At 71.3% G+C, this 26,969-nt stretch carries 26 protein-coding genes; 22 read left to right on the forward strand and 4 right to left on the reverse strand.

What is annotated here, in order from left to right; all coding sequences use genetic code 11:
• Positions 1-170: 170 nt before the first annotated feature.
• Positions 171-1,820 carry a phosphoenolpyruvate--protein phosphotransferase gene (gene ptsP / locus B5D60_RS08375; RefSeq protein WP_078699730.1) on the reverse strand — a complete coding sequence of 550 codons (1,650 nt, stop codon included), beginning with the start codon at positions 1,818-1,820 and terminating at the stop codon, positions 171-173.
• 165 nt (positions 1,821-1,985) lie between these two features.
• On the opposite strand from ptsP, the gene B5D60_RS08380 reads away from it, so the two are divergent.
• The 7 genes from B5D60_RS08380 (at position 1,986) to B5D60_RS08410 (ending at position 8,107) form a co-directional block, all read left to right on the forward strand.
• Positions 1,986-2,927 (forward strand): 1-phosphofructokinase family hexose kinase, encoded by a 942-nt coding sequence (locus B5D60_RS08380; protein WP_078699731.1) that lies wholly within the window; start codon positions 1,986-1,988, stop codon positions 2,925-2,927.
• An 11-nt stretch (positions 2,928-2,938) separates the two neighbouring features.
• Positions 2,939-4,999, forward strand: a complete 2,061-nt coding sequence (locus tag B5D60_RS08385) for a PTS fructose transporter subunit IIABC (RefSeq protein ID WP_078701348.1) — start codon at positions 2,939-2,941, stop codon at positions 4,997-4,999.
• An 11-nt stretch (positions 5,000-5,010) separates the two neighbouring features.
• Complete coding sequence (locus B5D60_RS08390; protein ID WP_078699732.1) at positions 5,011-5,268, forward strand: HPr family phosphocarrier protein; 258 nt, start codon at positions 5,011-5,013, stop codon at positions 5,266-5,268.
• A gap of 41 nt (positions 5,269-5,309) precedes the next feature.
• Positions 5,310-5,753, forward strand: a complete 444-nt coding sequence (locus tag B5D60_RS08395; RefSeq protein ID WP_078699733.1) for an OsmC family protein — start codon at positions 5,310-5,312, stop codon at positions 5,751-5,753.
• Positions 5,754-5,820: 67 nt separating this feature from the next.
• Positions 5,821-6,498 carry a nitroreductase gene (locus B5D60_RS08400; RefSeq protein ID WP_078699734.1) on the forward strand — a complete coding sequence of 226 codons (678 nt, stop codon included), beginning with the start codon at positions 5,821-5,823 and terminating at the stop codon, positions 6,496-6,498.
• The gene (locus B5D60_RS08405; protein WP_078699735.1) at positions 6,495-7,361 is read left to right on the forward strand and encodes an alpha/beta fold hydrolase; all 867 of its coding nucleotides are present in this window, start codon (positions 6,495-6,497) and stop codon (positions 7,359-7,361) included. The genes B5D60_RS08400 and B5D60_RS08405 overlap by 4 nt, the downstream gene beginning before the upstream one ends.
• Positions 7,358-8,107: an enoyl-CoA hydratase-related protein gene (locus B5D60_RS08410; protein ID WP_078699736.1), complete on the forward strand. Its 750-nt coding sequence runs from the start codon at positions 7,358-7,360 to the stop codon at positions 8,105-8,107. The genes B5D60_RS08405 and B5D60_RS08410 overlap by 4 nt, the downstream gene beginning before the upstream one ends.
• Here the strand turns inward: B5D60_RS08410 and B5D60_RS08415 are convergent.
• Positions 8,094-9,908, reverse strand: a complete 1,815-nt coding sequence (locus B5D60_RS08415; RefSeq protein WP_078699737.1) for an endonuclease/exonuclease/phosphatase family protein — start codon at positions 9,906-9,908, stop codon at positions 8,094-8,096. The two genes, B5D60_RS08410 and B5D60_RS08415, sit on opposite strands and share 14 nt — an antisense overlap.
• A gap of 88 nt (positions 9,909-9,996) precedes the next feature.
• Positions 9,997-11,397: a hypothetical protein gene (locus B5D60_RS08420; RefSeq protein WP_078699738.1), complete on the reverse strand. Its 1,401-nt coding sequence runs from the start codon at positions 11,395-11,397 to the stop codon at positions 9,997-9,999.
• Positions 11,398-11,468: 71 nt separating this feature from the next.
• On the opposite strand from B5D60_RS08420, the gene B5D60_RS08425 reads away from it, so the two are divergent.
• The 15 genes from B5D60_RS08425 (at position 11,469) to B5D60_RS08495 (ending at position 26,165) form a co-directional block, all read left to right on the forward strand.
• On the forward strand, positions 11,469-12,440 hold the full coding sequence (locus B5D60_RS08425; protein WP_078699739.1) for an NADPH:quinone oxidoreductase family protein: 972 nt from the start codon (positions 11,469-11,471) through the stop codon (positions 12,438-12,440).
• A 4-nt stretch (positions 12,441-12,444) separates the two neighbouring features.
• Complete coding sequence (locus B5D60_RS08430) at positions 12,445-13,113, forward strand: histidine phosphatase family protein (protein WP_172806305.1); 669 nt, start codon at positions 12,445-12,447, stop codon at positions 13,111-13,113.
• A 16-nt stretch (positions 13,114-13,129) separates the two neighbouring features.
• Positions 13,130-13,888 (forward strand): SDR family oxidoreductase, encoded by a 759-nt coding sequence (locus B5D60_RS08435; protein ID WP_078699741.1) that lies wholly within the window; start codon positions 13,130-13,132, stop codon positions 13,886-13,888.
• Between the two features lie 157 nt (positions 13,889-14,045).
• On the forward strand, positions 14,046-15,029 hold the full coding sequence (locus B5D60_RS08440) for a sugar ABC transporter substrate-binding protein (RefSeq protein WP_078699742.1): 984 nt from the start codon (positions 14,046-14,048) through the stop codon (positions 15,027-15,029).
• A gap of 226 nt (positions 15,030-15,255) precedes the next feature.
• Positions 15,256-16,764 (forward strand): AMP-binding protein, encoded by a 1,509-nt coding sequence (locus tag B5D60_RS08445; RefSeq protein ID WP_078699743.1) that lies wholly within the window; start codon positions 15,256-15,258, stop codon positions 16,762-16,764.
• On the forward strand, positions 16,761-17,570 hold the full coding sequence (locus tag B5D60_RS08450) for an SDR family oxidoreductase (protein ID WP_078699744.1): 810 nt from the start codon (positions 16,761-16,763) through the stop codon (positions 17,568-17,570). Before B5D60_RS08445 ends, B5D60_RS08450 begins: the two co-directional genes overlap by 4 nt.
• The gene (locus tag B5D60_RS16940; protein ID WP_078699745.1) at positions 17,567-17,758 is read left to right on the forward strand and encodes a hypothetical protein; all 192 of its coding nucleotides are present in this window, start codon (positions 17,567-17,569) and stop codon (positions 17,756-17,758) included. The genes B5D60_RS08450 and B5D60_RS16940 overlap by 4 nt, the downstream gene beginning before the upstream one ends.
• Entirely contained in the window at positions 17,755-18,720 is a 966-nt protein-coding gene (locus B5D60_RS08460) for a sugar ABC transporter substrate-binding protein (RefSeq protein ID WP_078699746.1), read from the forward strand. Before B5D60_RS16940 ends, B5D60_RS08460 begins: the two co-directional genes overlap by 4 nt.
• Before the next feature lie 13 nt (positions 18,721-18,733).
• Entirely contained in the window at positions 18,734-20,377 is a 1,644-nt protein-coding gene (locus tag B5D60_RS08465) for a sugar ABC transporter ATP-binding protein (RefSeq protein ID WP_078699747.1), read from the forward strand.
• The gene (locus tag B5D60_RS08470; RefSeq protein WP_078699748.1) at positions 20,374-21,372 is read left to right on the forward strand and encodes an ABC transporter permease; all 999 of its coding nucleotides are present in this window, start codon (positions 20,374-20,376) and stop codon (positions 21,370-21,372) included. Before B5D60_RS08465 ends, B5D60_RS08470 begins: the two co-directional genes overlap by 4 nt.
• 68 nt (positions 21,373-21,440) lie before the next feature.
• The gene (locus B5D60_RS08475; RefSeq protein ID WP_078699749.1) at positions 21,441-22,670 is read left to right on the forward strand and encodes an acyl-CoA dehydrogenase family protein; all 1,230 of its coding nucleotides are present in this window, start codon (positions 21,441-21,443) and stop codon (positions 22,668-22,670) included.
• Positions 22,670-23,419, forward strand: coding sequence for an SDR family oxidoreductase (locus tag B5D60_RS08480; RefSeq protein WP_078699750.1), 750 nt, complete (start codon positions 22,670-22,672; stop codon positions 23,417-23,419). Before B5D60_RS08475 ends, B5D60_RS08480 begins: the two co-directional genes overlap by 1 nt.
• Entirely contained in the window at positions 23,416-24,471 is a 1,056-nt protein-coding gene (locus B5D60_RS08485) for a phosphotransferase family protein (protein WP_197684285.1), read from the forward strand. The genes B5D60_RS08480 and B5D60_RS08485 overlap by 4 nt, the downstream gene beginning before the upstream one ends.
• A complete protein-coding gene (locus tag B5D60_RS08490) occupies positions 24,468-25,430 on the forward strand; it encodes a cyclase family protein (RefSeq protein ID WP_078699751.1) in 963 nt (320 codons plus the stop codon). The genes B5D60_RS08485 and B5D60_RS08490 overlap by 4 nt, the downstream gene beginning before the upstream one ends.
• A 45-nt stretch (positions 25,431-25,475) precedes the next feature.
• Positions 25,476-26,165: a TetR/AcrR family transcriptional regulator gene (locus B5D60_RS08495; RefSeq protein ID WP_078699752.1), complete on the forward strand. Its 690-nt coding sequence runs from the start codon at positions 25,476-25,478 to the stop codon at positions 26,163-26,165.
• Positions 26,166-26,171: 6 nt separating this feature from the next.
• Here the strand turns inward: B5D60_RS08495 and B5D60_RS08500 are convergent, their stop codons facing one another.
• Complete coding sequence (locus tag B5D60_RS08500; RefSeq protein ID WP_078699753.1) at positions 26,172-26,924, reverse strand: nitroreductase; 753 nt, start codon at positions 26,922-26,924, stop codon at positions 26,172-26,174.
• Between the last annotated feature and the right edge of the window lie 45 nt (positions 26,925-26,969).

Raw genomic sequence — 26,969 nt, forward strand, 5'->3', positions numbered from 1 at the left:
GGCTGTGGACGACGCGATCCATCGCCCGAGCCTGTGGACGGTGGCGCTGCTAACGCCCATTGACGCAACTTTTGTGACGCTGTTAGGCCGGCTAGCCCTTCGGCGGCGGAATCCCGTCACAAAAGTTGGCTCGGGGCGGCTGAACCCCTGGCCACGGTGAACAGTGGAGCTCAGGCGAGGTGCTCGGCGGCGGCCTGGGCCGCGCGGGCGTGGTCGGGGGCGGCGAGGGCGGCCTCGGCGGCCGCCTCGCACTGGGCCAGCGTGACCTGGGCGAGCTTGGCGCCCACGGGGCGCACCGCGGTGGCGGCGCACGACAGCGAGGTGACGCCGAGTCCGGTCAGCACGCACGCGAGCAGCGGGTGCGCCGCGGCCTCGCCGCACACGCCCACCGGCTTGCCGGCCCTGCGGCCCGCGTCGGCGACGAGCTTGATCGACGCGAGCAGCGCCGGCTGCCAGGGGTCGGTGAGGTCGCTGAGCGTCGGCGCCATGCGGTCGGCGGCGAACGTGTACTGCGAGAGGTCGTTCGTTCCGATCGAGACGAAGTCGAGGTGGCGGAACATCCGGTCGGCGAGCAGCACCGTGGAGGGGGTCTCGATCATGATCCCGGCGAGCAGGCCGCGGGCGCGCACGCGCTCGGCGAACCACTGCGCCTCGGCCTCCGTGGTCACCATCGGCGCCATCACCCGCACGTCGGCACCGGTGCGCGCCTGCGCGGCGGCGATGCCGTCGAGCTGACGGTCGAGCATCGCGGGGTCGGCCAGGCCGATCCGCAGGCCGCGCACGCCGAGCGCCGGGTTGGGCTCGTCGGGCTGGTTGGCGAACGCGAGGGGCTTGTCCGAGCCCGCGTCGAGCGTGCGCACGATGACCTTCTTGTCGCCCATCGCCTCGAAGACCGCGGCGTAGATGTCGGCCTGCTCGTCGACGGTCGGCTCGGTGGAGCGGTCGAGGAAGGACAGCTCGGTGCGGAACAGGCCGACGCCCTCGATCGGCTGCTCGGCGGCGACACGGGCGCCCGCGCCGTCCTGCACGTTCGCGAGGATCTGCACCTCGTGACCGTCGGCGGTGCGGCCGGGTCCGGTCCAGCCGGCTGCGGCCTCGCGGGTGCGACGGTCCTCCTCGACGAGCGCAGCGACCTGGGCCTCGTCGGGATCGACGGTGACCGTGCCGCGACTGCCGTCGACCGCCACGCGATCGCCCGCGGTGACGTCGTGAAGGTCGGTGACGGCGACGACGCAGGGGATCCCGAGCTGGCGGGCGATGATCGCGGTGTGGCTGGTGGACCCGCCGAGCTCGGTGGCGATCGCGACGATCCGCGCGGGATCGAGACCTGCGGTGTCGGCGGGGGCGAGGTCGTCGGCCAGCAGCACGGAGGGCTCGTCGGGCACGGGGATGCCGGGCTCGGGCAGCTCCAGCAGCTCGGCCACGATGCGGTCGCGGACGTCGTAGAGGTCGGTGACGCGCTCGGCCATCAGGCCGCCCGCCGCGGTGAACATGGCCGCGAGCTCCTCGATGGCCGCCGTGGTGGCGGTGGCGGGGCCGGCGCCCTGGGTGGCGTGCTTCGTCACGAAGGTGGCCAGGCCGCGGTCCTCGGCGAGTGTGGCGGTTGCGGAGAGGACCTCGGAGGCCGCACCGCTGGCCGCCTTGGACCGGGCGCGCAGGCGACGCGCCACCTCGGCGGCGGCCGTGCCGAAGGCGACGGTGGTGACGCTCGGGTCACCGGCCTCCTCGTGCTCCGGAGCGGTCGGACGGGGGGCCGGGCGGACCACCGGGCCGACCCCGATCCCGGGGACGACGGCGGTTCCGGAGTACACGCTGGTCACGTCTCGACCGTAACGCCCGCGTGATCCACGCGACACCGGGGTCTTGACAATGTCCCACGATGTGACGTAAATCAATACAAGACAACATTCAAAGCCACACAAACCCACATCGCACGTGCACCCCCGACGTGTGACGCTGGTACCCAGGATCGGAAGGAGCGGGCTGTGATCGTCACCGTCACCGCGAATCCGGCGATCGACCGGCTCGTGAGCCTCCTCGAGCCGCTCGAGCGCGGCGCCGTCGTGCGCAGCGAGATCGCCCACGACGATCCCGGTGGCAAGGGCATCAACGTCGCCCGCGTGCTGCACGCCGCGGGGGTGCCCGTCACCGCCGTGCTCCCCGCCGCAGCCGACGAGCCGCTGCTCGCCGCGCTCGTCGCGCTGGGCCTGGACCACCGCGCCGTCTCCGTGAGTGGACGCCTGCGGGTGAACCTCACGCTGGCCGAGCCCGAGGGCGTCACCACCAAGGTCAACTCCCCGGGCCCGCGCCTGGACGACGCCGAGCTCGCCGCACTGACCGACGCGCTGGCCGCGGCGGTCGGCCCCGGCGACTGGGCGGTGCTGAGCGGCTCGCTGCCGCCCGGTGTGCCGTTCGACTGGTACGCCACCACCACCCGCCGGCTGCAGCAGGCGGGTGCACGCGTCGCGGTGGACACCTCGGGCGCGGCACTGGGCCTCACGGTGGAGCAGTCCTCGCCCGACCTGATGAAGCCCAACTCCGACGAGCTGGCCGAGCTGCTCGACTGCGACCCCGACGAGATCGAGCGCGACCGTCGCCACGCCGCCGCCCGCGCGCACCAGCTGCGCGAGGATCACGGCGTCGGCACCGTGCTGCTGACCCTCGGGGGAGCGGGTGCCGTGCTCGCCAGCGCCGAGGGCTCGTGGTTCTGCCCGCCGGCACCGGTCACCGTGCGCAGCACCGTGGGCGCGGGCGACTCCTCGCTCGCCGGCTACCTGGTGGCCCACGTCGCGGGTCGCTCGCCCGCCGAGTGCCTGGCCAGCGCCGCCGTCCACGGCGCCGCCGCGGCCGCCCTGCCCGGATCGCGCCTGCCCGGTCCTTCCGACCTGCCCGAAGCACCCCACGTCGAGACCGTGGATCCCGCCTGATGGAGGCCAACATGGAACAGCTCATCACCCCTCAGCTGGTGTCACTCGACGTCGACCTCGGCGCTGGGGCGTCGGACGTCATCGAGGCCCTCGCCGCGCAGGTCGTCGCCGCCGGCCGGGCCGGCTCGGTCGAGGAGCTCGCCGACGCCGCCAAGGCTCGCGAGGCGCTCGCCGGCACGGGCGTTCCCGGCGGCATCGCCATCCCGCACTGCCGCACCGCCACCGTCACCGCGCCCACCCTGGCGTTCGCGCGGCTGACGAACCGCGCCGACTTCGGCGCGCCCGACGGCCCCGCCGACATCGTCTTCATGATCGCCGCGCCCGAGGGCGCGGGGAACGCCCACCTGAAGCTGCTCTCGTCGCTCGCCCGGGCGCTCGTGCGGGCCGACTTCACCCAGGCGCTGCGTGACGCGCAGACCCCCGACGACGTGATCGCGCTCGTCGAGGACGCCACCTCGGGGGTCGACGTCAAGCAGCCCGCTCCCGCCGCGCCCGCGCCCGCCGAGGACACCACCACGACGGAGGCGCCGCGTCGGCGGGTCGTCGCCGTGACCGCCTGCACCACCGGCATCGCGCACACCTACATGGCCGCCGACGCCCTGGCCCAGGCCGCGGGCGACGCCCAGGTGGACTTCGCCGTGGAGCCGCAGGGCTCCTCCGGTGTGACGCCGTTGACCGCGGAGCAGATCGCCGCGGCCGACGCCGTGATCTTCGCGACCGACGTGGGCGTCAAGGACCAGTCGCGGTTCGCCGGCAAGCCGGTGATCCGCAGCGGCGTGAAGCGCGCCATCAACGAGCCGGCGAAGATGATCGACGAGGCCCTCGCGGCCGCGAGCGACCCGAATGCCCGCCGCGTCGAGGGCGACGCCGACGCCAGCGCGGGTGCTGGGGCCGGTGACAACGACCACGTCGGCAAGAAGCTGCAGCGCTGGCTGCTGACGGGCGTCAGCTACATGATCCCGTTCGTGGCGGCGGGCGGCCTGATGATCGCGCTCGGCTTCCTGCTGGCCGGCTACGACATCACGGACACGGCCAACGAGATCCTGGCGACCAACTCGCTGACGAACCTGCCCGCGGCCGGCGACCACGCCCTGTTCGACAGCGCGTTCCTCTACTACGTCGGAGCGCTGGTCTACCTGCTCGGCTCCTGGGCCTTCAGCTTCCTGGTGCCCGCCCTGGCCGGCTACATCGCCTACGCGATCGCCGACCGTCCGGGCATTGCCCCCGGCTTCGTCATGGGCTACGCCGCGACCCAGATCGGCGTCACCGAGACCAACCAGAGCGGCGCGGGCTTCCTGGGCGGCATCATCGGCGGCCTGCTGGCGGGACTCGTCGCCGCGTGGTTCGCCAGCCGACCCGTGCCGCGCTGGCTGGCTGGCCTGATGCCGGTGGTGATCATCCCGCTCGTCTCCACGCTCGTCGTGGGCATGGCGATGATCCTGGTGCTCGCCAAGCCGCTCGCGTGGCTCAACGAGGCTCTCGTCGACGGGCTGAACGGGATGACCGGCGGCTCGGCGATCGTGCTGGGCGGCCTGCTCGGCCTGATGATGTGCGTCGACCTCGGCGGCCCGGTGAACAAGGCGGCCTACGTCTTCGCCGTCACGGGCCTGTCCACCACGGGTGCGCTCGATCCGGGCTCCTCGCAGTCCAAGATCATGGCGGCCGTGATGCTGGCCGGCATGGTGCCGCCGCTGGCGATGGCCCTGTCCACGGCGCTGCGCCCGAAGCTCTACGCCCCGGCCGAGCGCGAGAACGGCAAGGCGGCGTGGCTGCTCGGTGCCTCGTTCATCTCCGAGGGCGCCATCCCGTTCGCGGCCGCCGACCCCTTCCGCGTGCTCCCGGCGATGATGGCCGGCGGCGTCGTCACCGGCGCGATGTCGATGGCGCTGGGCGTCACCTGCGTGGCTCCGCACGGCGGAGTCTTCGTGTTCTTCGCCGTCGACAACGTCCTGTGGTTCTTCGTGTCCCTCATCGTCGGGACGCTGGTGGCAGGATTCCTCGTGACCGCCCTCAAGCAGGTCAGCTACTCCAAGCAGGCGGCTGAGACCGCCGACGAACCCGTCACCGTCTGAGAGGACACTCCATGCCCAGCAAGACCGTCACCGTCGGATCGGCCGTCGGCCTCCACGCCCGTCCGGCCGCCACGATCGCCGCGGCCGTCGCCGAGTCCGGCGTGCCCGTCACCCTCGCCACCGCCGGCGGCGAGCCTGTCGACGCCGGCTCCGCCCTGATGATCATGACGCTCGGCGCGGGCCAGGGTGCCGAGGTCACGGTCGAGAGCGAGGACGAGGCGGCGCTGGCCAAGATCGCCGCCCTCGTCGAGGCCGATCTCGACGCCTGACCCGCTGAGCGCGCCGGTGCGCAGGCGCTTACTGTCGAGGCATGAGCGACGAATCCTCCACCCTGCGCAGTGTCCACCTGGTCCGCACCGGCGCGATGGAGTACCGCGCCGAGAACGGGCGCGGTGGCGTCATCTCGATCGGTGAGGGCCAGAACACCGACTTCACCCCGGTGGAGCTGCTGCTGGTCGCCCTCGGCGGGTGCACCGGCCTGACCGTCGAGGCCCTCACGAAGCGCGCCGAGCCCAGGCGGTTCGACATCGCCGTCGAGGGGCACAAGGTCAAGGATCCCAGCGGGGCGAACCTGCTGGAGAAGCTGCTGGTCACCCTCGACATCGCGTTCGACAACGACGAGATCGGGCAGAAGATGGCCGAGCGCGTGACCGATGCGATGGAGAAGTCGCACCAGAAGCTGTGCACCGTCAGCCGTACGGTCGAGCTGCCCTCGCCCGTCCGCGTGGTGCAGGTCCGCTCCTCCGAGGCGTGAGCCCACCCGTCACCTCGGGAGCAAACGTCACGGTCGACGGGAGTTTCCCGGCCGGTACGGTGTCCCCATGATCGACGAGGCACCGGCACAGGCGCAGGTCCTGGACCAGTTGCTGGCTTCCCGCTTCAGCTGTCGCGGATTCACCGACGAGCCCGTCCCGGAGGACGAGATCCGCGCGATCCTGGCGTCCGCCGCGCGCACGCCGTCGTGGTGCAACGTCCAGCCCTGGCACGTGGACGTCGTCTCCGGCGAGGCCCTCACCCGGCTGAGGGGCGACCTCATGGCCGACGCCTCGCTCGGCTCGGACTACCCGTTCCCGCCGGGCTACGAGGGAGTGCACGCCGAGCGTCGCCGCGAGGTCGGCTGGCAGCTCTACGAGGCCGTGGGGGTCGCGAAGGGCGACCGCGAGGCCTCGGCCCGCGAGATGCTGCGGAACTTCGAGTTCTTCGGCGCCCCCCACGTCGCGGTGATCTCCGCACCCGAGTCGCTCGGTGTCTACGCCGCGATCGACTGCGGCCTGTTCGTCCAGTCGTTCCTGCTCGCCGCGCAGGCGCGGGACGTCGCCACCGTGGCCCAGGCCGCGCTGGCCCAGAAGTCCGACTTCCTGCGCACGTGGCTCGAGCTCCCGCTGGACCGGCTGATCGTCTGCGGCATCTCCTTCGGCCACGCCGACCCCGACCACCCGGCGAACTCGTTCCGGGCCGGCCGAGCCCGCCTGGACGACGTGACGAGGTTCCACCGATGACCGTTCCCGACTGGTTCACGTGGGCGCTCGACCAGAAGCCCCAGCACCTGGAGATCGACGTCGACGGCGTGCCGATCTCGTACCGCGCCTGGGGCAGGCCGGGCGACCCGGTGGTGGTGCTCGTGCACGGCGGCGCTGCGCACGCGGGCTGGTGGGACCATGTCGCCCCGCACCTCGCGGTCGACCACAGGGTCCTGGCGCTCGACCTGAGCGGGCACGGCGACAGCGGCCGTCGCGAGGCCTACACGCTCGAGGCCTGGGCCCGCGAGGTCATGGCGGTCGCCACCTCGGAGTCCACCGACAGGCCCGTGGTCTTCGGGCACAGCATGGGCGGCTTCGTCGCGCTCACCGCCGCCCGCGAGCACGGCGCCGGGATGCTCGGCGCGGCTGCGATCGACTCGCCCGTCCAGGCGGTGTCGCCCGAGGCCCGCTCGTGGCGGGCCGACCGCGCCGACCTGACGATGCCGCTCTACCCCGACGCGCGCACGATGGTGGCCCGCTTCCGCACGCTGCCCGAGGACCCGTCCTGCCTGCCGTACATCCGCGACCACATCGCGCGCGGCTCGATCCAGCACGTCGTGCGCGAGGAGGGCTCGGGCTGGACCTGGAAGTTCGACCCGCGCGTCTTCCTGCGATCGATGATGGAGCCCGGCGACGTCGCCCGCAGCGCGTGCGAGGTGGCGCTGCTGCGCGGTGAGCGGGGCATGGCCACCACCGACATCACCGAGGAGATCCGGTCGCGGCTCGGCGGCAACGTGCCCGTCACCGTGATCCCCGACTCGGGACACCACATCATGCTGGACCAGCCCACCGCGCTCATCGCGGTGCTGCAGACCCTGCTCGGACAATGGAGGAGACGATGACCGACCTACTGGTCGACCGCACGGACGGCGTCCTGACGCTGACCCTGAACGCCCCGCAGCGACTCAACTCGGTCACCACCGAGATGTTCGAGCAGATGAGCGACGCGCTCGAGGACGCCGAGGGCGTCCGCGTGGCGGTCATCACCGGCGAGGGCCGGGCGTTCTGCTCCGGTGCCGTGATGGCCCCGGGCGCGACGAACACCGGCATCCTGGAGGCTGCCGACCGCCTGATCCACGCCCTCACGCAGGCCCCGTTCCCGGTGGTCGCGGCGCTCAACGGCCTGGCCGCCGGCATCGGCTCCTCGCTCGCGCTGGCCTCGGACTTCCAGGTGGCCCAGGAGGACGACTACTTCCTCCAGGCGTTCGTCAACGTGGGCCTCATGGGTGACGGCGCCGCGCACGAGCTCATCGCCGCCTCGATCGGCAGGGCCCGCGCCACGCGCCTGCTCATGCTGGGCGAGAAGCTGCCGAACTCCGAGGCGTACGCCGCCGGCCTGATCACGCACTGCGTGCCCGCCGGCGAGTGGCAGCCCACGGTGGACGGCTTGGTCGACAGGCTGAAGTCCGGCCCCACGATGGCCTATGCGCGGATCAAGTCCACGATCAACGCCGCGGCGCTGGCGCACCTCGACGAGACCCTCGCGGCCGAGACGGTCGAGCAGGGCGTCCTGGGCGCCTCGAACGACTTCGCCGAGGGCGTCGCCGCGTTCACCGAGAAGCGTCAGGCCAAGTTCACCGGCGCGTGAACGTCGCGACCACCGGCAGGTGGTCCGACGCCCGCAGGCCCGGCACCTCGACGTCCGAGGCGACCAGGTCGGGCGTCGAGAAGAGGTAGTCGATCCGCTTCACGGGGGCGTCGGCCGGGCTCGTGTCGGCGCCGCCGGGAGCGGCGTCGACGAGCCCCACGTCGGTCACGGTGTCGTACGCGGCGCTGCCCTGCTGCAGGTTGAAGTCTCCGCCCAGGATCATCGGGCCGCCGAGCTCGCGCAGCCACGCGGCGAGGTCGGCCGACTGCGCGGTGACGCCCTCGTCGCTGCCCACGGGCTGCAGGTGGGTCGACGCGAACCAGGTCGACTCCCACGGGCCCTCCGGCTGCACGGCGATCGCCTGCGCACCGGTGACCGCACCGTGTGACGGCAGGGCGCGCCGCTCGACGCGGGCCCGGCTCGCGTCGAGCATGACGGCGTCGCCCCACACCGGGTCCGCCGCGGCGCCGAACCAGGCGGTCCGTCCGGTCAGTCGCTCGAGGATCGCCAGCTGGTCCTGGCCGCCGTTGAGGAACCAGCCGCGGTCGATCTCGCTGATGAGCCCGACGTCGGCCGAGACGAGGATCGCGGCGACGGCCTTCGGGCGGAACACGCCGTCCATCCCGTAGCCCATCCGCAGGTTGTAGGCGACGACGCGCACCTCGTCGTCCCGCGGCTCGGTGGTGTCGAACGGGCGCACCGTGAGTGCGGGCGCCGTCGCGGCCACGAGCCCCGCCGCGAGGGCCGTCACGCCGATGGCGGCCAGCACCCGGGGTGACGCAACCGTGGCGGGCGCCGGGGGAGCGGTCACGGCGGCGACGCCGATGAGCAGGGCGACGCCCACCAGCAGCCAGTCGGCGCGATAGCCCAGGTCGTAGCCCGCGTAGTACGCGAAGAGCAGGGCCACCCAGACGAGACCGCCGAGCGCCAGCGTGAGTGACGTGCCGCGCTCGCCGTGGTCGGCGGCGCGCCACAGGTGGGCGAGTGCCGGCATCCCCACGACGAACGCGATCACGGTCCAGGCGGGCAGCAGCCCGTCGGCGTCGGTGACGACGGCGGAGGCCGCGACCGCACCCGTCAGCACGACCGCTGCCACGACGGCCGAGGCCCGCGTGGCCGGCACGAGGGTGGCGGCGACCGCGACCGTCGCGCCGAACGCCACCGCGGCGAGACCCGCCTCGTCCAGGGTGGCCGAGGCGCGGCCGGCGTTCGCGACGATCACGCCGGCGAGGAACAGGCCCGGCATGACGGTCAGGGCGAACCGGCGCCCCACGCCTCGGCCGTCCGCGGAGTGCCGCAGCGTGGCGAGGCAGGCGACGAGCTGGACGGCCAGCAGCACCCAGGCCCACGCGTCGTCGCGCCAGACCGCGCCCCACGTGCCGAGCGCGGCGTGGGTGGTGACCGACACGGCGAGGCCGGCGACCACGCCGGTGACGGCCACTTCCCGGCGCCGGGGGAGGGCGAGGGCGAGCCAGGTCATCGCCGCGATCCCCGCGACGGAGGCGACGACCAGGTGCAGGTGGCCGCCGTCGGTGAGCTGGAGCGCGACCCGGCCCGCCAGTGCGACGACCAGCACCGCCGGGGCGAGGGCGCCCTCGCGGCCGAGGCGCCGCGCGACGGCCACGAGCACCACCGGGACGAGCACGCACCCGAACGCGAACGCGCCGATCAGCTCGGGCGGCGTCGACGCGGCCTGCCCGAAGATCGTGATGAGGGTGGGGGTCCACGCCCGCCACAGGTCGATCAGCAGCCACGTCCCGGCGGCGAGGTGGACGACGGGGGCGGCACCGAGGCGACTCATGTCCCCGTTCTACCGGCTCCCCACCCCTCCCCGCGAGGGCGCAGATTCGCCCGCCGCTCGGCGAGTGGCAGGGCCGGCGCCGCGTCGGTCAGGCGCGGGAGCCGGCGAAGCCCAGGACCGCGGCCAGCCCCAGGGCGGACCGCGGGTGGTAGCCGGCGGTCCAGAGCCCACCGTGGGCGGCGGCGTACGCCTCCTCGCGCCAAGGCTCTTCCGCAGGCACCCGGTCGCTGCGTAGGTCGTGCACGAGCAGGGCGGCCATCAGGACGTTGCTCGTGGCGGGCTCGAAGACCTCGACGCCGAAGCGGTGCGCCCCGGCGTAGGCCGCGGCGAGCGCCCGGTTCTTGACGACCGATGCCGTCCGCGTCGCCGGGGCGACGTTCAACGACACCGTCGCGCCGTCGTGACGGGCCACCGCCGCGCGCCACCGCTGCACGCGCTTGGCGAGGGCGTAGTTCGGGCCCTGCTGCGGCACGAGCGAGTCGCACACGCCGATCTCCACGTCCGGCGGGTAGTTGCGCTGCAGCAGGCGTCCGCCGCTGAGGGTCCGGAACGGCGCACGCAGCAGGCGGCGGCCGTTCTCGTAGGCGTCGTTCGAGGTCGTGACGGCCCCGGCGGGCACGGCGAAGACGTCCGTCGGGGTGGCCAGGTACGCCAGCGCCGTGTCGGGACGCTGCGACAGCAGCCGGGCCGCGAGGGTGTCGGCGGCGGCCGAGACGCGCACGTGGGTGGCCCCGTCGGCGTAGCAGTAGGTGCCGAGGACGAGGCGACCCTCGAGGTCATCCAGCCAGCGGCCCAGCTCGGGCAGCGTGTGCAGCAGGTCGGCGCCCGTCTCCTTGCCGCCCACCGGCAGCCTGACCCGGCCCGCGCCCTCGCGGGCGTGGTCGCGGATGCGCTTCTGGATGTCGGCGCGCGGCAGGTCGACCGCGATGACGTCGGCGCCCCAGCGCAGCAGGGACCGGTAGGGCCCCATCTCGGCTCCCGCGCCCAGCACCACCACGGTGTCGCCCTCGAGCCGCAGCCATTCCGGATGGGCGGCGACCTCGCGGATCGCCTCGGAGAAGGTCGGCTCGACGACACCGCGCTGGACCCAGTCGTCGAGCTGGTCGTCCAGATCGGCGCCGGTGAGCCTCCGGCCGCGATAGGGGACGCTCAGCTCGGTCTCCGGCTCGGCCTCGCCGGTGATGTCCACGGTGGACCAGTCGTGACCGGCGGCGCGGGAGTCGAGCGCGTCGGCCAGCGAGCCGTCGCCGCAGCGCATCTGCTCGCGGATGCTGCGCAGGCCCTCGGTCGCGATCGTCACGGCGTCCTCGGGCGTGGCGAGCCCCGCCTCGAGGAGTCGGGAGAAGTGGATCAGGTAGCCACGGCGCCAGTTCGTCTCGCGCTCGGCCGCCTGCGCGCCCACCGGGTCGACCTTGCGCAGCGCGTCGGCCACGACCTGGCGCGCGGTGGCGGTGGAACTGTCGGTGGGGAAGCGGACTCCGGTGGCCATGAACCTGAGGATATCCTCAAGTTCACGGACAGGCACTAAGCAAGCGCTTAGATATCCGCTACGCTCAGGGCATGCGAGCGATCCAGATCACATCCCTCGACGGTCCCGAGGCCGTCGAACTCGTCGACGTCAAGGCCCCGAAGCGTGGCGAGGACCAGGTCCTCATCGACGTCAAGGCCGCCGGCGTGGCGTTCCCCGAGCTGCTGCAGAGCCGCGGCCTCTACCAGCTGAAGCCGCCGTTGCCCTTCACCCCGGGTGCCGAGGTGGCCGGCGTCGTCGTCGAGGCTCCCGCCGGCTCCGAGTTCGCGCCGGGCGACCGCGTGGCCGCCCTGCCCATGCTCGGCGGGTTCGCCGAGCAAGTCGTCGCGGACCAGCTCCTCACGTTCAAGCTGCCCGACTCGGTGTCGTTCGCCGAGGGCGCGTCCTTCATGTTCAACTACGGCACCGCGTACTTCGGCCTGGTCAACCGCGGCGGCCTCGCCGAGGGTGAGCGCGTGCTCGTGCACGGCGCCTCCGGCGGCATCGGCACCGCGTCGATCCAGGTGGCCAAGGCGTTCGGCGCCGGTCGCGTCATCGCCGTCACCTCCACCGACGCCAAGGGCGAGATCGCGGTGGCCGCGGGCGCCGACGAGTACGTGCTCTCCGAGGGCTTCAAGGACGCGGTCAAGGCGTCCGGTGGCGTCGACATCGTCGTGGACCCCGTGGGCAACCCGGCCGGCGGCGACCGCTTCACCGACTCGCTGCGCTGCCTCGTCGACGACGGCCGCATCCTGGTCATCGGCTTCACCGCGGGCGAGATCCCCAAGATCGCCGCCAACCGCCTGCTGCTCAACAACCTGTCGGCGGTCGGCGTCGGCTGGGGCGCGTACGCGATGAAGCGCCCGGGCCTGATCAAGCAGCAGTGGGACGCCATGGCCGAGCACCTCGCGTCGGGTGCGCTCAAGCCCGTCGTGGGCCAGTCGTTCACCCCCGAGCAGGCCTCCGAGGCGCTGCTCACGCTCGACCGGGCGCAGGCCACCGGCAAGCTCGTGCTGGAGTTCTGAGCACGTGGGAACCCTGCACCTGGTCCGTCACGGCCAGGCGTCCTTCGGGACCGACGACTACGACCGCCTCAGCGAGCTGGGCACCCGGCAGTCCGCGGCGCTCGGCGCCGGCTGGGAGGCGGGCGGAGCCGTCTTCACCGATGCCGTCGCCGGTGCGATGCTGCGCCACGCCCAGACCGCCATCGCGGCGATCGACGCCAGCGGACTCGGTGAGGAGGACGCCGATCCCGGCCTCTCGGGCTACGAGGTCGACGCGCGCTGGAACGAGTACGACCACCTGGCCGTCGCCACGGCCTTCGACCCGGGTGCGCTGACGAAGAACTCCAAGGAGTTCCAGGCCGCGCTCAACGAGGCGATCGACGTGTGGCGCCGCGGCGAGGGCGACTTCGCCGAGCCGTACGCGCTGTTCCGCGAGCGGGTCATGGCCGGCTTCGAGGAGGCCGTCGAGCTCGCGTCGGGCAAGGGACGCCGGGTGCTGGTGTTCACCTCGGGCGGGCCGATCGCGATGGTCGCGTCGCACCTCATCACCGGCGACGACTCGGCGTTCCAGAAGCTCAACGACGTCGTGGTCAACAGCAGTGTCACTACCCTCATGGTGGGCGGCACGGGGCCGCGGGTGCTGACCTTCAACGACCACAGTCACCTGCGTGCCGCGGACGTCACCTTCCGCTGACACCACGAGGAGCGACATGCGACGGAACACGCTGATCACGGGCGCGAGCTCGGGCCTGGGCGAGGGCATGGCCCGCCACCTGGCCGCGTCGGGGCACCACCTGGCGATCACGGCCCGGCGGGTCGAGCGGCTCGAGTCGCTGCGGGCCGAGCTGGTCGCGGCCCATCCGGGCATCGAGGTCTCGGTGCACGCGCTGGACGTCAACGACCACGACGCCGTCTTCCGCGTCTTCGGCGAGGCGGCCGCCGCCCTCGGTGGTCTCGATCGCGTGATCGTCAACGCCGGTCTCGGCAAGGGTGGTCGCATCGGCACCGGGAAGTTCGAGGCCAACCGCGAGACCGCGATGACGAACTTCGTCGCCGCGCTCGCGCAGGCCGAGGCGGCCATGGAGCACTTCTACGAGCGCGGGGCCGGTCACCTCGTGCTGATCTCGTCGATGTCGGCGATGCGCGGCATGCCGTCGTCGATGACGACCTATGCGGCCACGAAGGCCGGGGTCGCGCACCTCGCCGAGGGGATCCGCTCGGACCTGATCGGCCGCAAGGGCCACGACATCAAGGTCACGACGCTCTACCCGGGCTACATCGCCAGCGAGATGAACGCGCAGGTCGAGCAGGAGCAGAGGCTCATGGTCGACACCGCCACGGGCACCGCCGCGATGGTGAAGTACATCGAGAAGGAAGTCGTCGACGCCGCCGTGCCCGCGTGGCCCTGGGCCCCCATCGGGCAGGTCATGAAGCACGCGCCGCTGTCGGTGGTGCGCAAGCTCGTCTGAGACGACGAGACGGCGTATCACCCGTCGGCACTATTGAAGTTGAGTTTGGCTTCACTTAAGTTCATCGTGACTTACCTCACATCGACGTCGCTCCGACGTCCTCGGAGGAGGTCGTGAGTCCGCCCGTCGGTGGCGGACTCGAGCTTGAGGAGGCTCGATGAACATTCGACGCATGGCGCTCGGGGCGACGATGGCCGCGGTCCTGATGACCGCCGCCGCCTGTGGGAACTCAGATGGTGACGGTGACGGGGACGGCGGGGGCGGGGGAGACGAGTCCTACGACATCGGCATCGTCCAGTTCTCGGCCACCGACGAGACCGCCGAGAAGGCGATCAACTCCTACGTGGACTACGCCGACGAACAGGGCTGGAACACCACCAAGGTCGATCCGCAGGGCTCGGTGGACAAGGCGATCAGCGCGGTGAACGACTTCGTGCAGAAGGGCGTCGACCTGATCATCGTCACCGTCTTCCCGACCGACCAGATCACCGGCGGCGTGCGCGCGGCCACCGAGGCCGGCATCCCGATCATCTCGTTCAGCGGCGGCTCCGGCGAGGGCGTGCCGCTCAACGCCGACTCCGGCGCGCTGGTCTCGACCGACGTCTCGAAGCAGCTGGTCGACGACATGGGCGGCGAGGGCGAGCTGCTCCTGCTGGGCTACAAGAGCGGCCTGCCGTGCATCGGCCGCGAGGAGGCGCTGAACGACGCCCTCGAGGGCAGCGACATCACCGTCACCCGCCAGGAGGTGGCCATCCCCGGCCAGGTCGAGAGCGGCACGAAGTTCACGCAGGCGTGGCTGGCCAAGAACCCCGAGGGCAGCGGGAACCTCGCCATCTGGGCGTGCTTCGACGACCCGGCGCTCGGTGCGGTCAGCGCTCTGCGGTCGGCGGACCGGAACGACGTGAAGGTCTACGGCATCAACGGGACGCCGGCCGCCGTGACCGCGGTGCAGTCCGGCGCGATGCGCGCCACGGCGTTCATCGACGTCGCCGGGGCCGGCCGCGAGCTGGCCGAGCGCACGCCCGACGTCATCGAGGGCGGCGTCGACGCGGAGCCCGAGGACATCCCCATCCCCACCTTCGTGGTCACGAAGGAGTCCTACGACGAGTTCGCGAAGAAGTACCCGGACGAGGTGAAGTAGGTCACTGCTCGCTCCGTCACGTCCGTGACTCGACCGGAACGCCCGGCACCGCCCTGCGGTGCCGGGCCTTTCCGCGTGTCCCGGCGTGCGCCATGGCCCATCGGGCCCCCAGGGATGGCCCGAAAAGAATTCTGAAATTGAGTTCAGATTCCTATTGAACCTGTGATCGGTTTCACATACGTTGCTCGGTGACATAGGTCACACGCAGCATCGGAAGGTCCCCCACATGGTCAACATCGCCTCAGACGTCTGGGCCCACGCCGGCTCCGAGCCCGATCGAGTCGCGATCCGCTCGCCGCGCACCATCACCTTCGGTCAGCTGCGCCGCACCAACGAGCAGGTCGCCGGAGCCCTGCGGGCCGCCGGACTCTCGCCGCTGGACCGGGTGCTGTTCATCGCGCCGAGCATCCCGGAGTTCCCCGAGGTCTACTACGGCATGCACGCCGCCGGCGTCACCGTCATCACGATGAACACGATGTCGACCGAGCCGGAGATCGGCTACGTGCTCGACGACTCGGGCGCCACGCTCGTCATCGCCTGGCACGAGTGCGCAGGCCACGCCCGGGCGGCGGCCGCCGACCGAGGCCTCGACTTCTGGCAGCTCGATCCCGGGTTCTCGTTCGATGCCGAGCCGCTCACCGAGCCGCACGACCACGCGCCGCAGGACACCGCCCTGATCCTCTACACGTCGGGCACCACGGGCCGGCCGAAGGGCGCCGAGCTCACCGCGGCGAACCTCGTCGACACCGTCACGTCGTTCCAGCCCGTCCTCAGCATCAGCCCCGACGACCGCTTCGGCACGGGCCTGCCCCTGTTCCACGTCTACGGCCAGGCCGTGTGCATGAACACGGCGCTCGCGACGGGCGCCTCGTTCTCCCTGGTCCACCCGTTCGACCCCCGGGTCATGCTCGACGTGATGGTGGCCGACGAGCTCACCACCATGGCCGGCGTGCCGACGATGTGGAACGCGATGCTGCACGCCGAGGGCGACCACACCCCCGAGGACTTCGCGGCGCTCCGGCTGGCCACGTCGGGCGGCGCCAGCCTCCCGGTCGAGGTGATCCGGGCGTTCAAGGACCGCTTCGACTGCGCGATCCTCGAGGGCTACGGCCTGACCGAGTCCACGGGCGCGGCCACGTTCAACGACATCACCCGCGAGCAGCGGACCGGGACGGTCGGGCCCGCGCTTCCCGGCTCCCGCATCGAGGTGCGCGACCCCGACGGGAACGTCCTGGGTCCCGACCAGCCCGGCGAGGTCTACGTCACCGGTCCCACGATCATGAAGGGCTACTGGAACCGGCCCGACGCCACGGCCGCGGACCTGCGTGACGGCTGGCTCAAGACCGGCGACATCGGCACGATCGACGCGGACGGCTACCTCAGCATCGTCGACCGCGTGAAGGACCTGATCATCCGCGGTGGCTACAACGTCTACCCGCGCGAGGTCGAGGAGGTCCTGTACGAGCACCCCGACATCGTCGAGGTCGCGGTCGTCGGCGTCCCGGACGACCACTACGGCGAGGAGATCGCCGCCGTCACGGTGCTGACCGAAGGCTCGGACGCGACGCCCGAGAGCATCCGCACCTGGGCCAAGGAGCGCCTGTCGGCCTACAAGGTGCCTCGTCTGTTCGCGTTCGTGGACGCCCTGCCGAAGGGCGCCACCGGGAAGATCCTCAAGCGGGCGATCGACCGGGACGAGCTGCGCTCCGTGGCCGCTCAGGGCGGCCGCGCATGAACCTCGAGGGAAGCGTCGCGATCGTCACCGGCGCCGGAGGCGGGATCGGCGCGGCGCTGTGCCGCCGGTTCGTCGAGCAGGGTGCGCGCGTCGTCGCCACGGACCTCGACGAGGGGCGCCTGAAGAGCGAGGTCGAGGCCATCGCCGCGGACCACCCCGGCACGATCGAGGCGCTCGCCGGCGACTGCTCGGACGTCGAGCACATCCGCGCGACGATCGCCCTGGCGGAGTCGGCGTTCGGTCCGGTGGACCTCTACGCCGCGAACGCCGGCGTCGGGCTGGGGGAGAACCTCGACGCGACGCCGTCGGACTGGCAGACCTCGATCGACGTCAACGTCATGGCCCACGTGCGGGCCGCCGAGCTGCTCGTGCCGGGCTGGCTGGAGCGGGGCAGCGGTCACTTCCTGTCCACCGCCTCGGCCGCGGGCCTGCTCACGCAGATCGGCTCGGCCACCTACTCGGTCACGAAGCACGCGGCCGTCGCGTTCGCGGAGTGGCTGTCCGTGACCTACGGGTCGCGCGGCATCGGCGTCAGCTGCCTGTGCCCGATGGGCGTCAACACCGCGATGCTCAACAGCGGTGCGGACTCCGACAGCGAGGCGGCACGTCAGGGCGCCAAGGCGGTCACGCAGGCCGGGCTCGTCCTGGAGGCACTCGAGGTGGCGGACATCGTGGTCGCCTCGCTCGCCACCGACGAGTTCCTGATCCTGCCGCACCCCGACGTCCTCGAGTTCTACCGCCGCAAGGCATCGGACTACGACCGCTGGTTGCGTGGCATGCGCCGCTACCAGGACTCCCTGGCATGACGGCCAGGAAGAGCGAGCTCGTCGCCACCGGCGAGCTCACCCAGAACATCGCCGTGGCACCACGCCTCGTGATGGGTGGTGGGGTCCACGCGGACGCCGCCGCCGCCACAGTCGCCCGCGGGCGACTCTCGGGGGACCAGAAGCACCACTCAACCTCGAGTGGGCTTGAGCTTGAGGAGGCTCGATGAATTTTCGACGCGTTGCACTCGGCACCACCCTGGCGTTCACCCTCGCGACAGCCGCCGCCTGTGGAGGCTCGTCCTCCGGCTCCGACGGTGGCGACGACGCCTTCTCGGTCGGCATCGTCCGCTTCGCACCCAGTGAGGTGACGACCGAAGCGGTGATCAACAAGTACACGGAGATGGCCGAGGACGAGGGCTGGGAGGTCACGACCGCCAACCCCGACGGGGCCGTCGACAAGGCCATCGGCGCGATGCAGGACTTCGTGCAGAAGGACGTCGACATGATCATCGTCTCGGTCATCGAGTCGAAGTCGCTCACGGCCGGACTGAAGTCGGCCGAGGCCGCCGGGATCCCCGTGGCCTCCATCGCCGGTGGCGGCGCCGACGGGGTCACCTTCGACCTCGTCGTCTCGCCGGGCGTCGAGGTCCCCGAGGCGATGGTCGAGAACATGGGCGGCAAGGGCCGCGTCCTGGCCCTCGGCTACAAGCCGGGCCTGCCGTGCCAGCTGCGTGAGGACGCCTTCAACGAGACCGTCGAGGGCACCGACATCACGGTCGATCGCCAGGAGGTCCTGATCCCGGGCCAGCTGGAGTCGGGCCAGAAGTTCGCCACGACGTGGCTCGCGAAGAACCCGAAGGGCTCCGAGCCGCTCGCCATCTGGGCGTGCTTCGACGACCCGGCGATGGGGTCCATCGTGGCCGCGAAGCAGTCGGGCCGTGACGACGTGAAGATCTACGGCTACGACGGCACGCCGCCCGCGCTGAAGGCGCTCAAGGACGGTCAGCTCGCGGCGACCGCCGCTCCGGACACCACCGGTGCTGCCCAGATGCTCTTCGACGCGACGCCGGACGTCATCGAGGGCGGCCCCGGTGCCGAGCCGAAGACCGAGGAGATCCCCTTCCCGATCATCACGCCGGAGACGCTGGACGAGTACCTGGCGGAGAACCCCGGCGCGGACGCGTCCTGAGGGGCTGGCTGACATGACGATCCGTCCAGAGCTCGACGTGCCCGCGCAGGGCGACGAGGAGGAGACCATGACCGGTTCCACAGCAGGCGTCGGGCCAGACCCGGCACCCGTGACGTCCGGGTTGCTCCAGATGCGAGGCATCTCCAAGTCGTTCGGCGGAAGTCGGGCTCTGGACGGCGTCTCGATCGAGGTGAGACCCGGCTCGGTGCACGCACTGTGCGGCGCCAACGGCGCGGGGAAGTCGACCCTCGTGAAGATCCTGGCGGGCCTGGAGCGCGCCGACGAGGGCGAGATCCTCCTCGACGGCGCGCGCGTCGAGGTCGCCAACCCGCGTGACGCCGCCGACCTGGGCCTGAGCTTCATCCACCAGGAGCTGAACCTGGTGCCGAAGTTCTCGGTCCTGCGGAACATGGCGATGGGATCGGGCCACCCCGGCCGGTTCGGGATCCTGGACCTGCGCCGCCTGCGCCGCGAGGCGAAGGCGGTGCAGGAGCGGCTGGGCTTCGAGATCCCGCTCGACATCGAGGTCGAGCAGCTCTCCGTGTCCGACCGGTGGATGGTGTCGCTGGGGCGGTCGCTGATGCGCGACGCCCGGTTCATCGCGATGGACGAGCCCACCGCCTCGTTCACCGACGAGGAGGCCAGCAAGCTGATGGCGGTGATCGAGGAGCTGACCTCCGACGGGGTGGGCATCCTGTACGTCTCGCACCGCCTCGACGAGGTCCTGCAGGTGTCGGACACGATCACGGTGTTCCGCAACGGGCAGAAGGTCGCCACGCTGGACTCGGCCGAGACCGACCGCCAGGAGCTGACCACCCAGATCGTCGGCCGCGAGGTCGAGAAGCTGGTGTCGCGCCTGGAGGCCGAGGCCGACGAGAGCGTCGCCGAGACCCGTCCGGTGCGCCTGGGGGTGCGTGGCCTCAGCCGCGCCCCGCGGGTCCTCGGTGCCTCGTTCGACGTCCACGAGGGCGAGATCGTGGGCATCGCGGGCCTGGTCGGCGCCGGCCGCACCGAGCTGGCGCGGCTGCTGATCGGCGCCGATCGGGCGACCGCCGGCACCATGACGCTGGGTGGAGAGCCATACGCGCCCAAGTCGCCCCACGACGCCCTGCGGGCCGGCATCGCGCTGGTGCCGGAGGAGCGTCGCAGCCAGGGTCTGGTCCTGACCGACACGGTCGAGAACAACCTGGCGATGGCCGAGCACGGATCGGCGCCGAGCATGCGGGCGCGGTTCCGGCCGAAGTCGTCGCGGTCCACGGGGCAGGCCCTGATGGAGCGCTTCTCCGTCAAGGCCCGCTCCATCCGGGACACGGCCCACCACCTGAGCGGCGGCAACCAGCAGAAGGTCGTCGTCGGCAAGTACGTCCGGACCAATCCCGGACTGCTCGTCCTGGACGAGCCCACCGTCGGGGTGGACGTCGGCGCGCGCGCCGAGATCTACCGCATCATCACCGGACTGGCCTCGGAGGGGACTTCGGTCCTGGTCATCTCCAGCGACTTCGAGGAGCTCGCGATCTGCGACCGCGTCCTCGTGATGCGAGCGGGACAGCTGGTCGCCGAGGTGCCGGCCAGCGAGTTCGACGAGGACCACCTCACCGCCCTGTGCTTTGGAAGCTCCGAGAGCTCCGGCACCACCGAAACGGAGAAGCCCGCATGACCAGCCTGATGGAGAACGAACCGACCTCGGAAGCCCCGAAGTCAAACGCCCATTTCTTCGAGTGGTTCGGCCGGTACGGCGCGCTGCTCGTCCTCGCGGTGCTCATCATCGGCACGTCGATCCTGGCGCCGACCACCTTCCCGACCGTCGACAACGCGATCAACATCCTGAACCAGAGCGCCCTGTCGGCGATCATCGCGATGGGCCTGACGTTCGTCCTGGTGACGGGCGAGTTCGACCTCAGCATCGGCAACACGGCGAGCCTCGCCGGCGTGACCGCGTGCGCGCTGATGGTCAATCAGAACCTCTCGATCCCGCTCGCGCTGGTCGCCATCTTGGTGGTCGGCGCGATCGTGGGCCTGATCAACGGGTTCGTCGTCACGTTCATGAACGTCTCGGCCCTGGTGGCGACACTGGGCGTCGGGACGATCGTCATCGGCGTGAACTACATGATCTCCGACGGCGCCCCCATCGCCCTGGGTGATCCGGACGCGTTCCTGGAGATCACGTTCGGCCGATTCCTCGGCATCCCGTACCCCGTCTTCATCATGCTGGTCATCGCCGCGCTGCTGTGGTGGCTGCTGAACCGGACGGTCCTGGGGCAGTCCATGCAGGCCGTGGGTGGCAACCGCGTCGCCGCCGAGCTGTCGGGCATCCGGGTCGACCGCGTGCGCGTCATCGCGTTCGTCGTGTGCTCGATGTGCGCGGCGGTCACCGGCTTCCTGCTGGCCTCCCGCACGGGCAGCGCCGCGGTCTCGGCCGGAGACACGTACCTGCTCAGCGCGTTCGCCGCGTCCTTCTTCGGCTCCGCCGTGCTGCGGGACGGGCAGTTCCACATCCTGGGCACGCTCGTCGGCGTCATCACCGTCTCGGTCGGCTTCAACTCCATCGCCCTGGTGGGACTCGAGACCTACTGGCAGTACTTCTTCCAGGGCCTGCTGCTGATCCTGGGCGTCGGCGTGGGAACGCTCGCCCGACGGCGAGCCGCCGCCTAGCGCCGCCACCCCCGACCAAACCCGCGGACGGCGAGATCCGGCGCCCGCACCACCTCGAGGAGAGACCGATGAACTTCGAACTCGACGCGATGACGCGTGAGTACCAGGACAAGCTGCAGGCCTTCATGGACGAGCACGTGTATCCGGCCGAGGCCGTGTACCACCAGCAGATGGCGGAGTCGGGCAACCCGAACTTCCACCCGCCGGTGCTGGAGGAGCTGAAGAAGACGGCGCGTTCGCTGGGTCTGTGGAACCTGTTCCACCCGCACAAGAACGAGGAGTGGGGGTCGCCGGGGCTGACGAACCTGCAGTACGCGCCGTTGGCGGAGATCACGGGTCGTAGCCCGTACCTGGCTCCGGAGGCGATCAACTGCAACGCTCCGGACACCGGGAACATGGAGGTGCTGCAGCTGTTCGGCACCGCCGAGCACAAGGAGAAGTACCTCAAGCCGCTGCTCGCCGGTGAGATGGCGTCGGCGTTCTGCATGACCGAGCCCGCGGTGGCGAGCTCGGACGCGACGAATGTCGAGCTGCGGATGGTTCCCGACGGCGACGAGTACGTGCTGAACGGTCGCAAGTGGTTCGCGTCGAACGCGTTGCACGCGAACTGCAAGGTCCTGATCGTGATGGGCAAGACGAACCTCGAGGCCGAGACGCACCGTCAGCAGTCGATGATGGTCGTCCCGATCGACACCCCCGGCGTCACCGTGGTGCGTGGTCTTCCGGTGTTCGGCTACCTGGACCGTGAGGGCCACGCGGAGATCCTGTTCGAGGACGTCCGGGTTCCCAAGACGGCGCTGCTGGCGGGCGAGGGCGATGGCTTCATGATCAGCCAGGCCCGTCTGGGTCCGGGCCGGATCCATCACTGCATGCGCTCGATCGGCATGGCCGAGCGGGCGCTGGACCTGATGATCGACCGGGCCCAGTCGCGGACCACGTTCGGTCAGCCGGTCGCGGACCGCTCGAACATCCAGGACTGGATCGCCGAGGCCCGCATCGAGATCGAGGCGACCCGTCTGCTGGTGCTCAAGACGGCGTGGCTGATGGACACCGTGGGCAACCAGAAGGCTCGGGTGGAGATCGCCGCGATCAAGGTCAAGGCGCCCGAGATCGCGCTGAAGATCATCGACCGCGCGATCCAGGTCCACGGCGGCGGTGGCGTCACCGACGACTTCCCGCTGGCCTCGTTCTACGCCCACCAGCGCACCCTGCGGATCGCCGACGGACCCGACGAGGTCCACAAGCGCACCCTCGCCCGCGTCGAGCTGCGCCGCCGCGGTTCGGAGCGTGGTCTCTGATGGATCTCGGACTCGCCGGTCGTACCGCCGTGGTGACGGGCGCGTCGCGAGGCATCGGCCTCGCGATCGCCCACGCCCTGCACGCGGAGGGCGCGAACGTCGTCCTGACCGCACGCAAGGAGGGGGACGCCGAGTCGGCCGCCCGCGAGGTGGGTGAGCGCGCCCTCGGCATCGGGGCCCACGTCACCGACGAGGAGGCGTCCCGGGCCTGCCTCGAGCGCACGCTCGAGCGGTTCGGCAGCATCGACGTCCTCGTCAACAACGCCGGCACCAACCCCGCGTTCGGCTCCCTCGTCGAGCAGCAGCACTCGCGGTTCGCCAAGACGCTCGACGTGAACCTGTGGGGTCCGACGCTGTGGACCCAGCTGGCGTACGAGTTCTGGATGGGTGAGCACGGCGGCTCCGTGGTGCACACCGCGTCGCTCGGCGCGTTCGCCGTGGGCCCGAACCTCGCGGTCTACCACGCCTCGAAGGCGGCCCTGGTCCACCTGACTCGCCACCAGGCGCAGGAGCTGGGCCCGGGCATCAGGGTCAACGCGGTCGCCCCCGGCGTCGTGCGGACCCGCCTGGCCGAGGAGCTGTGGAAGGAGCACGAGGAGGCCGTCGCGGCGAACACGCCGCTGCGCCGGATCGGCGAGCCGGAGGACATCGGCTCGGCCGTCGCGTTCCTCGCGGGCTCCACCGCGAGCTGGATCACGGGCGAGACCCTCGTGATCGACGGCGGACAGCGCTTCGGGAGCGGTAAGTGACGGTCGCACTCGACCTGACAGCCCTCGGCGGCTGGATGCGTGGCCGCGGCGTCGACGTGGGCGGGACGATCTCCGCGACCCGCGTCGGCCGCGGCCAGTCCAACCTGACGTACCGCCTCGAGGACGAGGGGGGCCGGACGTGGATCGCGCGCCGGCCCCCGCTCGGCGAGCTGCTCGCGTCGGCGCACGACGTGGTGCGCGAGCACCGCATCCTCGCGGCGCTGCAGGAGACGCCCGTCCCCGTCCCCGCGCTCGTCGGCGTGTGCGAGGACGAGCGGGTCGCCGACGTGCCCGTCGTCGTGATGGAGCACGTCGACGGCATCGTGCTGGACCAGATGGAGATCGCCGAGTCGCTCACCCTCGACGCCCGCCGCCGGCTGGGGCTCGAGATCGCCCGCACCCTCGCGGCGATCCACGCGGTCGACGTCGACGCGGTCGGGCTCGGCGACCTCGCGTCGCGCTCGCCCTACGCCGAGCGCCAGCTCAAGCGCTGGTCCCGCCAGTTCGAGGCGAGCAGGACGGTCGAGCGCCCCGACCTCGACGCGCTGACGGCGCTCCTGCACGACCACGTCCCGCCGCCGGGCGACCTGTCCCTGGTGCACGGGGACTTCCACATCCGCAACGTGATCGTCGACGGCGAGGACGGCACGGTGCGCACCGTCCTGGACTGGGAGCTGTCGACCCTGGGCGACCCGATGGCTGACATCGGCAGCACCCTGGCCTACTGGCCCGAGGCCGGCGAGGCCCCCAGTGGGCTGTTCGCGGCCTCGACGCTGCCCGGCTTCCCCACTCGCGACGAGCTGGCGCAGGCCTACCTCGACGCCTCCGGGCGCGACGGCGGGACGCTCGCCTTCTGGCACGTCCTGGGCATCTGGAAGGTCGCGATCATCAGCGAGGGCGTCTACCGGCGCACCCTCGACAACCCGGCCAACACCGCCGAGGGCGGCGCGCCCACCCCCGAACGCATCCAGGGCGTCATCGACCACGCCTGGCACGTCGCCGAGACGACCGGACTCGCCGGTCGCCTCACCACCCCGAGAGGACGTCCATGACCGAGAACGCCGCCCCCGACACCGAGGCCGTCCTGGCCGACTCGCCCAAGAACTGGGGCAAGTGGGGCCCCGACGACGAGGTGGGCTCACTGAACTACCTCGGCCCGCAGGAGGCCGTCCGCGGCGCCGCGGCCATCGTCTCCGGTGAGACCTTCACGCTGCAGGTCCCGATGGGCGACCCCGGTGGCGATCCCGTGTGGCCGGGGCGCGAGCCGATCCAGCGCCAGAACATCATGGACGAGGGATTCTTCCAGCGCGGCGAGGGGGACGAGACGCCCGGCGGCGCGCACTACGCCGACGACAAGGCGACGATCTTCCTTCAGGCGTCCACGCAGTACGACGCCCTCGGTCACGTCTGGATCGGCGGCAAGATCTGGAACGGCTTCGACGCCACGGAGACCGTCGGCGAGATGCGCAAGGCCTCGGTGCTGCCCATCGCCCAGAAGGGCATCGTCGGTCGCGGCATCCTCATCGACATGGCCCGCCACCGCGGGAAGGCGCACCTGGACAAGGGCGAGACGTTCACGCACGAGGACCTCGTGGAGGCCGCGAAGGCCCAGGGTCAGGAGATCGAGCCGCGTGACGTGCTGCTGATCCGGACCGGGTTCATCGGGCACTGGTACGAGACGACCCCCGAGGACTTCTACGCCGACTTCTGCGAGCCCGGCCTGACCTACTCGCCCGAGCTCGTCGAGTGGTTCCAGCGGATGGAGATCCCGAACCTCGTCACCGACACCATCGCGAACGAGGTCACGATGGACCCGAACCACGGCGTGGTGCTGCCGCTGCACAGCGCGCTCATGCGGAACCTCGGCGTCACCTTCACCGAGATCGCGTGGCTCGACGACCTCGCCGCGGCGTGCGCGGCGGACGGACGGTGGACGTTCCTCTACACCGCCGCGCCGCTCAAGGTCGTCGGCGGCACCGGCGCGCCCGTCAATCCGGTCGTGATCCGGTGAGCCCGGTCACGCCGAGCATTACCGCGCAGTAAGATCTGTGACGTCATGAGCGAAGTGGAAGCAGAGGAAGTCGTTCGCGAGCTGCCGACCCTGGTCGACACCTCGCGCGTCCGGGAGATGCCCACCACGGCCCGCGGCGTGCGCACGCGCGCCGCCCTGGTGGCCACGGCCCGCAACGTGTTCGAGCGGGACGGGTTCATCAACTCGCGCCTCGCCGACATCACGGCCGGGGCGAACTGCTCGATCGGCACGTTCTACACCTACTTCGACAGCAAGGAGGAGATCTTCACCGCTGTCATGCAGGCGGCGGCCGACGACATGCTCCACCCCGGCCTGCCGCGGGTGGACGACGACCTCAGCAACGTGGCCGCGATCCTCGACGCCAGCAACCGCGCGTACGTCGAGGCGTACAAGCGCAACGCGAAGCTGAACCTGCTGCTCGAGCAGGTCGCGACGATCGACCCGAACTTCCGCCAGCTGCGCCTCGAGCGGGCCAAGGCGTTCGCCGAGCGCAACGCGCGGTGGATCAAGCGGCTCCAGGACGCGGGCTACGCCAATCCCGAGCTCGATCCGTACATGACGGCGCGGGCGCTCTCGCCGATCCTCGGGCGTCTGGCGTACCACGTGTACGCCCTCGAGGAGCCGGGCATGAGTGACGACTCGATCGTCCAGACGGCGACGCGGGTCTGGCTCGACGCGCTCGGTGTCCCGCTCGACGGCTCGAAGCGGGCCTGACGCGGCTCAGTCGAATCCAACGAAGTGGGCGACGTCGTCCACCGACTCGCGCGCCGAGCGCACGTGGTTGGCGGCGAAGTCCTCGTCCGGGTAGCCCAGCGCGACCGCCGTGAAGATCACGTGGTCGTCGGGGATGCCCGCCTCGCGCCGAACCGCGGCTCCCTGCATGATGCCCTGGCTGTTGATCACGGTGCCGAGTCCCCGCGACCACGCCGACAGCACGAGCGCGTGGACGACGGCGCCCAGGTCGAAGTGCGCGATCGGGCCCACGGGCTCGAGGCTGCGATCGTGCGCGATGACGATCGAGACGGGCGCGTCGAACTGACGGAACCCCCGCATGGTCCAGTCGAGACGGGCCTCCTGGTCCTCGCGGGCGATCCCCATCGCGCCGAAGAGGCGCTTGGCGATGTCGACCTGGCGGTCGCGGTGCACGCCCTCGTAGCGCTCGGCCACGGTCACGTCGCGCTGGATCGGGGCTCCGGCCAGCATGAGCCGCGTGTTCTCCTCGCGGATGCGGTCGAGGACCTCGCCGGAGATGACGTGGAACTTCCACGGCTGGGTGTTCATCGACGACGGCGAGAGGACGGCATCGGCCAGGATCTCGCGGATGACCTCCTGGGGCACGGGGTCCGGGCGATAGCCGCGGATGCTGCGCCGGCTGCGCAGGAGCTCGCCCAGCGAGGCGTCCGTTCCGGCGCCCGTGCTGCCCGCGAGGAGGGACGAGGGCGCGCGGGTGGCCGAGGGCGCTTCGGAAGTCATAGGTGAAATCATATTCGGTTTCAGGTTAGTGTGACCCGAGACAGT

Source organism: Aeromicrobium choanae (genome assembly GCF_900167475.1).
Lineage (GTDB): Bacteria > Actinomycetota > Actinomycetes > Propionibacteriales > Nocardioidaceae > Aeromicrobium > Aeromicrobium choanae.